Consider the following 9,895-nt stretch of genomic DNA (forward strand, 5'->3'; position numbering starts at 1 on the left):
CCGACGTCCTAAGAGCGGCGCGCCGCCCGGGGCCGGGCTTTGCCCACGGACCCGACGTCCACCCACGGGGCCTGCTCGACGACGCTGCGCGTCTCCGCCTGCGCGGTGTCGCGCAGCGTCTTCAGGTCGAGGACGTGCAGCCGCCAGGGATCCGAGCCGCTGTCCCGCACCCGCTTCTTGTACGCGACGCGGGTGCCGTCGGGCGACAGCGACGGACACTCGACGTTCTCCCGCAGGGCACGCGCAGTCCAGGCCTTGAAGTCGCCCTCGACCAGGTACGTCCTGCCGCGCGTCGCCACCGTGGCGTAGAAGCGGTTGTCGTCCCGGGCGAACGTGATGCCCCAGAAGTTCACGTCGGACGCGGCGTAGCGCCGGCCGTCGAGGGTCAGCTGCAGGGTCTCCACGTTCTTGACGAGATAGCCGGTCCGGGTGTCGAGGATCCCGCTGCGGGTGGAGAAGGAGCCGCCGGAGTACGAGTCTCCGGTGACGAACACCGTCCAGGAGACCATCCGCCCGGACGGCGACACGCGGGCCCGGTTGGGTGTCCCGCCGAACGTGACCGTGCGCCGCGGACGCAGCGACCGGTCCAGGACGATCGCCTGGGTCCGGGGCGGGATCCCGGGTTTGGTGGTGAGGCACACGGCGCCGGAGCCGCTCGCGTAGAACCGGCGGCAGGACAGCGCCGTCTGCCGGGCGCCCCCCTTGCCGAGCGCGGCGACCTTCCCGTCGGCCGTACGGACGTACAGGCCGGGGGTGTTGTCGAGGGTGACGTGCGAGGACCCGGTGGCGGGCCCACCGCGATCGGCGGCCCGGACCGTGTACACGACGGCGAACGCGGCCAGGACGACAGCGGCCAGGGACACGGCGCCCACCCGGGCGCGCGGGGACAGCGTGGGGGTCATGCGGACTCCGTCGGGTGCGCGGGCAACAGGAAACGGGCGAGGAGGAGCGTGGCCGTCAGCCCGGCGGCGGCGAGCGCCAGCGCGGCCTGCATGCTCCAGAGCGTCCACGCGGCGCCGAACAGCACCGACGCCAGCAGCCGCCCGACCGCCTGCCCCGACTGCAGCAGCGCCAGACCGGCCGCGCGCTGCTTCTCGGGGACGACCGGGCCGCCCAGGGCCATGAGGACTCCGTCGGTGGCCGCGTAGTAGGTGCCGAGCAGGACCAGCACGAGGACCGTCAGCGGCCATCCCGGGACGGGGGAGAAGAGGACCAGGTAGACGCCGAGCAGCCCCAAGTGGCCCCACAGATAAGGGATCCGGCGCCCGAGTCGGTCCGCCGCGCGGCCGACGGGGACGGCGAGGAGCAGGTAGACGGCCGCGCTGCCCAGCGGCAGCAGAGGGAAGTAGACCGTGTCGAGGTCGAGGCGCTTCTGGAGGACGAGGTAGAGGAAGCCGTCGCCGACCGACATCAGGCCGAGCAGGGACGCGGCGACCAGCACGCGGCGGAACGCGGGGACCGCGGGCAACCGGAGGGCCGCGCGCAGGTCGGACGGACGGGACGTGGCGGCCGCGGGTGACGGGTGCGCCGGTACGAACGCGTACAGGAGCACGACCCCGAACAGACCGAAGCAGAAGCTGACGAGGAACACGACGTCGTACGCGTCCACCGCGAGCCACAGCAGCGCGAACGCCGCGAGAGGGCCCAGCAGCGCACCGGTCGTGTCCATCGCGCGATGCACACCGAAGGCGCGGCCGAGGTCCCGCTCGGCGCAGGAGAGCGAGATCATCGCGTCGCGCGGCGCCGTCCGCACGCCCTTGCCGACCCGGTCGGCGGCGAGCGTCGCCGAGATCGCCGCGGTGGAGCCGCCGGCGAGCAGCAGCCCCAGCTTGCACACCGCGGACAGGGCGTAGCCGGCCCCGGCGACGAGCCGGTGGCGCTGCCGGCGGTCGGCGAGATGCCCGCCGGCCAGACGGACGACGGCGGAGACTCCGTTGTACAGCCCGTCCAGGAACCCGAACTGCAGTGGATTGAGACCCAGTTGGAGGACGAAGTAGAGAGGGAGGACCGCGGTGACCATCTCGGAGGAGATGTCGGTCACCAGGCTGACCGCACCGAGCGCGAGGACCGTGGAGGCGACACGGGTGCGGCGCGCGGGGCGTTCGGGGGCGGCCTGGACGGTCGAGGGGGGACCGCTCCGGCCGGCGGCGAGATACATGTGAACTCCCGGGAGGCGCCCCGGGCGCGCCCGTGCTCACGGACGCGCCCGGGGCACTGGTGGCGGCCGGTCAGTGGCAGGAGTAGGTGGGGCTGGTGTCGAGCACCGTTCCGTCCGTGCCGACGAACTGCGAGCGGAACCCGGTGTCGGTGAAGTCGAGCTTCAGCACACCGAACTTGTCCCAGATGCGCTTCGCGCTGTTGGGCTGGACCGTGTCGCCCGCACCGTACAGATCCTTGCCGCCCGCGCCGCCGATGATCTCGACGATGCCGTTCGGGTCGGCCTTCGCGTCCCGGGTCTGCGGGGCGAACCGCTCGTAGTGGTGGTCGTGGCCGTTGAGCACGAGCTCGGCGCCGGACGACTCGAGCAGCTCCCACACCGGCCGGCTCACCGGCACGTTCCCGTGGTCGCCGGAGCTGAACAGCGGCTCGTGCCAGTACGCGGCCACGCACTTCTTGCCGTTCGCGGCGAGGTCCGCCTTGAGCCAGTCGAGCTGCTCGCGCTCGTCGAAGCGGTTGGAGTTGAGCGCGACGAAGTGCCAGTTCCCGCGGTTGTACGAGTACCACATCTTGCCCTGCGGGGTGGCCCGGGAGCCGAAGTACTCGCGGTAGGCCTTCTCGTCGCGGTTCTCGTAGTCGTCGTACGACTCGTGGTTGCCCGGCACCGGGTAGGTGTTCGCCTTGAAGCGGCCCCAGGACTTGTCGTAGTAGTTCTTGAAGTCGTCGAGGTGGGCGTCGTCGTACTGGTTGTCGCCCAGTGTGAGGTAGAAGGCCGGGTCGATGGCCTCGGCCCGGTCGGCGGTCTTGAAGTGCTGGCAGCCCGCGTCGCCCTGGTCACAGCGGTCGGCGATGTCACCCGCGCCGACGACCGTGAACGCGCCGGCGGGCGGGTCGGTCGGCGGGTCGGTCGGGCCGGGGCCCGCGCCGGTGGTCCCGTAGGCCTCCACCTCGAACAGCGAGTAGCCGTACGCGGTGCCGCGCGCCGTTCCGTAGACCCGCAGGTAGCGGCCCTTGCCGTTCAGGCCGGTCCATTCGTCGGTGCCGCCGTTGCCGTTCGCCTCGACGGCGAGCTGGTTCCAGGAGGTGCCGTCGGCGGAGATCTCGACCCGGTAGCCCTTGGCGTACGCGGCCTCCCACAGCAGCTTCACACGGGAGACGGTGGAGTTCTCTCCGAGGTCGACACGGAGCCACTGCGGGTCAGAGCCCTCCTTGCTGGCCCACCGGGTGGCGGGGTCGCCGTCGACCGCGCGGCCGGCGGTGAGCGCCGAGTCCTCGTCGGAGGACGAGGTCGCGGGCCTGCCCCGGGAGATCAACTGTTCGTCCCCGCCGCCGGGTTCACCAGTGGTGGTGGGGGAGGGGGTCGGGGACGTGCCCGGCTCGGGGTCCGACGTGATCTCGAACGGCTCTCCGTAGACGTGCCAGGACAGGGGCGTGTCGAGCCGCAGATTCCGGTCGTCGAGGAACACCCGCTGCGCGGTGTCCACCCGGCTCGTGTCCTCGTGCGCGGCCTCCTTCTTCATCTCCGTCACGCGGGCGTCGAGGAACGCGTTGAGGTACGTGGTCTCGTCACCGCCCTCGGCCGGAGTGTCCGCCTCGGCGCGCGCCGCGTCCCGGATGGAGTCGAAGCCCTCCTGGCCGTGCATCACGATCGCGTCGTAGTAGGCGAACTGGCCCAGCTCCTGCAGGTGGTCGCCCTTGGCGCGGGAGACGGCGGGGTCGAAGTAGACGCGGTCGCGTTCGTGCTCCTGCGCCGCCTGGAACTGCGAGGTCTGCGCGGCCTCCTTCCACGCGTCGGTGAAGCCGGGGTCGAGGCCCTCGTGCGAATCGGAGCCGTCGACCTCGCGCAGGGCGGGCAGGTACTCGGCGAGCGGGTTGTCGGGCACCTGGTCGGTGTAGTACTCGACGAGGTCGAGCATGTCGTGGGTGCCGGAGCAGAACCCGACGATGCCGGCGGTGTACCCGCGGCCGTCGTCGATGTCCTCGATGTAGTCGAACTGGTCCTTCCAGTCCAGCGACGAGTTCTCGGCGCTGGACACCAGGCGCATGGCGATCTCCTTCTTCACCGGGTCGTCGAGCCCGGTGGGAGCCGCCGCCTGACTGGTGTTCAGCAGAATCACCGCGGGGACGGCGGCGAGGACCATGGCCAGGGCGACCCTGAAGCCGGTCCTGCGCCGGCGTCGGTGGACGGGGGTGCGATGCCGCGATCCGGACGGCATCGAACGCCGTCGCGGAGTGGGGAGTGGCATGTGCTTCTCCGGTTTCTCGTCTGGCCGGGTGCGTCTCGCGCGAGCGGCGTGAAGCCGGCGGACTCGCGGGCCCGGCAGGGGAGTTCGGGGGCTGCGTGAAGGTGCGGAACCGTGCTGGACGAGCTGCGGAACTCTGAACCGTGCGTCCCTACCCGGACCACTGACTGATAGGAACCTTTCCTTTCTATTGGCAGAATCGCCCGCTCCGCAAGACGCGTGCACAAGCTGGTGCGACGGGAGAGGCGGCCTGGTGCGGACAAAAGGGGGTGTCCCGGGCGCATCGCGTCGACGGCGACGCCTGATGGGCGCGCGTCCGTTCGTCAACGCCGGGGCAGGGCGCCCTCTGTCCGGCGGTCGCGCCAGGCCGGGGCGAGCGCGGTGAGCATCAGCACGGCGGTGAGCGCGAAGGCCCACGGGTATCCGGTCCGGCCCGCGAGCACCCCGAAGCCGACGGCCCCGACGCCCATGCCCGCGTCGTAGGCGAAGTTCCACAAGGCGCTGACGGTGCCGTAACCGGAGGCGGGGACCTGCGCGTACATCAGCGTGAGCGTGGCGTTCTGCGTGATCCCGAAGCCGATCCCGAACACGGCCACCCCAAAGACGACCGCGACCGGACTGTGCGTCAGCGAGACGAGGAGCGTTCCGGCGGACGCGACGACCAGGCCGGGCAGGACCAGGCGGGCCGGACCGTGCCGGTCGCCGCGCCGGCCCGCGACCCAGCGCGCCGCGGTCGAGGGGCCGCGCGGGGGGCGCCAGCCCCCCCCCCCGCTTGTTGGGGGCCCCCCGCGGCGGCCGTTCCGGAACGGTGCATGCGCTGCCACTTGAGCCGGCTGCCGCCCACGAACGCGACCACCGACTGGATGACCACCAGGTACATCAACTGCCGGTAGACGAACAGCTGGAAGGGCAGTGCCCACAGCGTGCGCCGGCGCTCCCCGTCGAGCTTGAGGGCGTACGCGGCCACGGCGGTCTGGAGGCCGAGGAAGCCCAGCCAGGCCGCCACGGACGTCACCGGGGTGCCGGTGAACAGCGCGCTGTAGAGCATGAAGACGTCGATGACCGGGGCGAGCAGCGGCAGCAGGACCTGGAAGAGCAGCAGGTACGACAGGCCGCGGCGGCCGAAGCGGCCCGCGGGTCCGACCTCGATCACGGCGCGGCGGTGCTTCCACATCGCCTGGAGGGTGCCGTAGCACCAGCGGTAGCGCTGGCGCCACAACTGCCGCAGCGACGTGGGGACCTCGGTCCAGGCGACGGCCGTCTCCTCGTAGACGACGCGCCAGCCCGCCCGCCACAGCGCCATGGTGAGGTCGGTGTCCTCGGCGAGGGTGTCCTCGCTGAGGCCGCCGACACCCATGAGCGCGTCGAGACGGAAGGCGCCGATCGCGCCGGGCACCGTCGTCATGCACTCCAGGACCTCGAACATCCGCCGGTCCAGGTTGAACCCGAAGACGTACTCCAGGTGCTGCCAGCGGCCCAGCAGACGCTTGCGGTTGCCGACCTTGGTGTTGCCGCTGACCGCGCCGACCGCCGGGTGCGCGAGCGGCTGCACGAGGCGCTGGATCGCGTCCGGCTCGAAGACGGTGTCGGCGTCGACCATGACGACGTAGGGGCAACGGGCGTACGTGAGGCCGTGGTTGAGGGCGGCGGCCTTGCCCGCGTTCGGCTGGCACACCACCTGGACGCGGGAGTCGCGGCGGGCGTACTCCCGCGCGATCTCCACGGTGCGGTCGCCGGAGCCGTCGTCGACGACGACGATCTGCAGCCGCTGGTGGGTGGAGGCGAGCAGCGAGCGCAGGGTGGCGGCGATGCCCGCCTCCTCGTTGTACGCGGGCACGATCACGGTGACCGGGTCGCGGATCTCGCGCAGCCAGGGCGCCCCGGGCCGGTACCGCTCCAGGCGGCGCACATGCGCGCGGGCGAACAGGACGAGGAAGAGGAGGCGCAGCACCCCGAGGGCCGCGGCGGCGGTGAGCACCCAGGTGAGCGCGGAGACGAAGCCGCGGCCGAGCGACTGGAAGTGGATCAGGGCCGTGCCGAGCCAGCGTTCGGGTGCGCTGACCGGTTCCGTCGCGGGCGCCGTGGTGTCGACGCCCTCGGTGACGGTGGTGAAGCGGCGCGCGTGCGGGTCGGCGAGAAGCCGCTCGGTCTCGCGGAGGGCGAGGGAGGTCTGGCTGAACTGGCGGACCAGGCCGTCGGCGGGCTCGCGGCCGGGCTTGTCGGCGGCGACCAGGAGGTAGCCGTCGGCGGACGCGGCGCGCGCGGCGGGCCACTCCGCGCCGCACAGGGTGGCGACGGTGGTGGTCAGCGGCATCCGCAGCAGGGTGCTGCGGAATCCGTCGGCGCCCGCGAACGCGCCCTGGGTGAGCCGGAGTTCGAGCGCGGTGCGGGCGGCGGACGCGGTGCCGAGGTCGGCCCCGGTGTAGGTGTGGGAGCCGACCTCGTGGCCCTCGGCCCGGATCCGCCGGACCAGCGCGGGGTACTGCGCGGCCTTGGCGCCGTCGAGGAAGAACGTGGCGTGCGCGTGGTGGCGCCGCAGCAGGTCGAGCAGGCGCGGGGTCCAGGTCGGGTCGGGTCCGCCGTCGTAGGTGAGGGCGACGGTGCCCGGCGGCATCGACGCGGAGCGCACCCGGCCGCCGTCGACGCTCAGGACGGGGCCCGCGTCGGCGGCGGCCCGGGGCACGGGCGCGGTGCAGGGTTCCTTGGCCGCGGCGCCGTCGACCTCGTTCTGCGTCCAGCCCTGGAAGAGCAGGGCGCCGAAGAGGACCGGCAGGGTGAGGCCGATGAGCAGCCAGTGCGCCCTCGGGTCCCTCACTTGTTTGTGCCGTGCCGCCATCAGGCGACGGCGTCGAGGTTGCCGTCCGGTGGCCGGGTTCGCCACCCGTTCTCCATGTTCCAGTCACACATGGGAGGCGAGTGTATTGATGTGACCTTCGCTTAATTGGGGCATTGGGGAAACATCCGGGACCGATGTGACGCGTGACAAACGGCACACTTGCTGCTCCGCGTACAACCTTTCACGGGGTTCCGTCACGAGGTTCCGTCACGGGGTCGCGTTCTCGGTGACCGTGATCCTCCCCTTGCGGATCGTCACCAGACGCGGGGCCTTCTTCGCGAGGGCCGTGTCGTGGGTGACCATGACGAACGTGAGCCCGTGCTCCTTCCAGCGGTCCTCCAGCACGTCCATGACCTCGTCGCGCATGGACTCGTCGAGGTTGCCGGTGGGCTCGTCGGCGAGGAGGACCTTGGGGTTCTTCACGAGGGCGCGGGCGATGGCGACGCGCTGCTGCTGGCCGCCGGACATCTCCGACGGCAGGTGGCCGAGGCGCTCGCCGAGGCCCACCGAGCGCAGCGCCTCGGCGGCCCGCTCGCGGCGGTCGGCGGCCCGCAGGCCGAGCGGGACGAGGGCCGTCTCGACGTTCTCCTGCGCGGTGAGCGTCGGGATGAGGTTGAAGGACTGGAAGACGAAGCCGATGGACTCGGCGCGGACCTTGGTGAGCCGGGCCTCGGGCAGCTTCGCCAGGTCGGTGCCGTCGAGTTCGACGCTGCCCGCGGTGGGCCGGTCGAGGCCGCCGAGCATCTGGAGCAGGGTCGACTTGCCGCCGCCGGTGGGGCCCTGGATGACGAGCCGGTCGCCGTCGCCGATGGTCAGGTCGACGCCGGCCAGCGCCTCCACGGTGTCCTTGCCGCGCCGGTACTGCTTGGTGACGCCTCTGAGCTGATACATGCGGGAACTCCCGTGATGCGTACGAGGGTTGGAGCTGTGGAATGAGGGAGAGCGGTGCTCGGGGAGGGCGGTGCTCACTCGACGCGGCGCAGCGCGTCCGCCGGGCGCAGCCGGGAGGCCCGCCAGCCGCCGAACGCTCCGGCGACGAGACCGCCCGCGACGGCGAGGCCGACCGCGAGGGCGATCGTGGTCGCGGAGACGGGGGCGCTGAGCGCGATGTCGAGGCTCCTTCCGGCACCGGACGCGCGCATCATGCCGCCGCCCCCGCCGAAGCCGCCCGGACCGCCCGCGGATCCGCCGCCGCCCGCGCCGAGTTCGGCCGTGAGGGTGGGGCTGATCGCGGTGACGGCGTAGGCGCCGGCGAGGCCGACCGCGATACCGAGGGCGCCGCCGATGAGCCCGTTGACGACGGCCTCGCCGACGACCTGGCGGGTGACCCGGCCGGACTTCCAGCCGAGCGCCTTGAGCGTGCCGAACTCGCGCACGCGCCGGGACACGGCCGAGGAGGTGAGCAGACCGGCGACGAGGAACGCGGCGACGAGCACGGCGATCGACAGCCAGCGGCCGACGTTCGAGGCGAGGTCCGAGGCCGTGGACAGGGAGCCGGAGACGGTGGAGGCGAGGTCGGCGGAGGTGGTGACGGTGGTGCCCGGGACGTTCTTCTGGATGGCCGACTTGACCGCGTCGATCCGTTGCGAGTCGGTGGCCTTGACGTAGACCGTCGTGACCTTGTTCTTGGCGTCGGCGAGCGTCTGCGCCTGCTTCAGCGGCAGGTAGAGGTTGGCGGCCGCGTCCGCGCTGTCCGGGGTCGCGATGCCGATGACCTTGTACTTCGTGCCCTTGACGGTGACCGTGTCGTGCACGGCGAGCTTCTTCTCCTTGGCATAGGAGGCGTCGGCGACGGCGACCTTCGCGTTCGTCTCGGAGGTCTTGAAGGTCCGCCCCTTGGTGATCTTCGAGGAGGTCAGCGGGCCGAGCGCGCTGTTGGTGACGTCGGTGCCGTACACGGAGTACGCGTTGACGTCGAAGTCGGCGCCGCCGCCCTCGACGCGGCCCTGCGACTCGCCACCGCCGGTGCCACCGGGGCCGCCCTGGAAGCCGCCGCCGCCCTGGTCCTGCTTGAACTGCCCACGCGTGAACTGCCCGTCCACCTTCATCACTTGGAGGCTGAGCCCGCCCACGGTGTCGGCGACGCCGGGCTGCCCGGCGACCTTCGTGACGGTCGACGCGGCGAGGGTCTGGAAGCCCTGCACCATGACGCGGTCGCTGCTCTGCTTCCCGTCGTCACCGCTGTCCTTGGCGTCGAAGCGGAAGCGCGGGCGGGCACTGCCCCCGTCGGAGGGCGCGGCGGCGGCCTTGGTGACGGTCATGTCGGTGCCGAGCCCGTACAGCGACTGGAGGACCTTGTCCTGGGCCCGGTTCATGCCCGAGGACACGGAGTTGACGACGATGACGAGGGCGATGCCCAGCGCGAGCCCGGAGGCGACGACGAGGGCCGCCTTTCTGCGGCGGCGCAACTCGCGCCGGAGATACGTGAAGAACATCGAAGCCTCGCCGGATGACGGCCCACGGGACGGGGGCACGGACAGGAACGGCGAAACGCTAAGGACGGGCCGTAAGCGTGGGCTGAGGCCGGCATGAGAGTGCGATGAGAGCCCTGATTCAGGGCTTACGCACAGGTTTCCGGCCGGCCCCGGAGTCCCCGCGAGCACAGGGCCCCGGCATGCGCGGAGCCCCCGGGCGCGGGGGGGGGGGGGGGGCGGCGGGT

7 protein-coding genes and 1 pseudogene are annotated in these 9,895 nt (G+C 72.0%); all 8 read right to left on the minus strand.

Annotated features, from left to right (window positions below; genetic code table 11):
• Positions 1-8: 8 nt before the first annotated feature.
• The gene (locus ACFW9D_RS25350; protein ID WP_384625166.1) at positions 9-902 is read right to left on the minus strand and encodes a hypothetical protein; all 894 of its coding nucleotides are present in this window, start codon (positions 900-902) and stop codon (positions 9-11) included.
• Entirely contained in the window at positions 899-2,158 is a 1,260-nt protein-coding gene (locus ACFW9D_RS25355; protein ID WP_384625168.1) for an MFS transporter, read from the minus strand. Before ACFW9D_RS25355 ends, ACFW9D_RS25350 begins: the two co-directional genes overlap by 4 nt.
• A 70-nt stretch (positions 2,159-2,228) precedes the next feature.
• Positions 2,229-3,470, minus strand: a complete 1,242-nt coding sequence (locus ACFW9D_RS25360) for a discoidin domain-containing protein (protein ID WP_384625186.1) — start codon at positions 3,468-3,470, stop codon at positions 2,229-2,231.
• Between the two features lie 78 nt (positions 3,471-3,548).
• Positions 3,549-4,373 (minus strand): annotated as a pseudogene (locus ACFW9D_RS25365) (chitosanase); the annotation flags it as partial.
• A gap of 350 nt (positions 4,374-4,723) precedes the next feature.
• Entirely contained in the window at positions 4,724-5,080 is a 357-nt protein-coding gene (locus ACFW9D_RS25370; RefSeq protein ID WP_384625189.1) for an MFS transporter, read from the minus strand.
• Entirely contained in the window at positions 5,026-7,236 is a 2,211-nt protein-coding gene (locus tag ACFW9D_RS25375) for a bifunctional polysaccharide deacetylase/glycosyltransferase family 2 protein (RefSeq protein WP_384625171.1), read from the minus strand. Before ACFW9D_RS25375 ends, ACFW9D_RS25370 begins: the two co-directional genes overlap by 55 nt.
• Positions 7,237-7,443: 207 nt before the next feature.
• On the minus strand, positions 7,444-8,127 hold the full coding sequence (locus tag ACFW9D_RS25380; protein WP_188337185.1) for an ABC transporter ATP-binding protein: 684 nt from the start codon (positions 8,125-8,127) through the stop codon (positions 7,444-7,446).
• 74 nt (positions 8,128-8,201) lie between these two features.
• Positions 8,202-9,671: an ABC transporter permease gene (locus ACFW9D_RS25385; protein WP_384625175.1), complete on the minus strand. Its 1,470-nt coding sequence runs from the start codon at positions 9,669-9,671 to the stop codon at positions 8,202-8,204.
• Between the last annotated feature and the right edge of the window lie 224 nt (positions 9,672-9,895).

This window comes from Streptomyces sp. NPDC059524 (assembly GCF_042749255.1).
GTDB lineage: Bacteria > Actinomycetota > Actinomycetes > Streptomycetales > Streptomycetaceae > Streptomyces > Streptomyces xanthii.

Coding starts and splice junctions, on each gene's coding strand:
- ACFW9D_RS25385 (WP_384625175.1), bottom strand. CDS start 9,671: ATGTTCTTCACGTATCTCCGGCGCGAGTTGCGCCGCCGCAGAAAGGCG.
- ACFW9D_RS25380 (WP_188337185.1), bottom strand. CDS start 8,127: ATGTATCAGCTCAGAGGCGTCACCAAGCAGTACCGGCGCGGCAAGGAC.
- ACFW9D_RS25375 (WP_384625171.1), bottom strand. CDS start 7,236: ATGGCGGCACGGCACAAACAAGTGAGGGACCCGAGGGCGCACTGGCTG.
- ACFW9D_RS25355 (WP_384625168.1), bottom strand. CDS start 2,158: ATGTATCTCGCCGCCGGCCGGAGCGGTCCCCCCTCGACCGTCCAGGCC.
- ACFW9D_RS25350 (WP_384625166.1), bottom strand. CDS start 902: ATGACCCCCACGCTGTCCCCGCGCGCCCGGGTGGGCGCCGTGTCCCTG.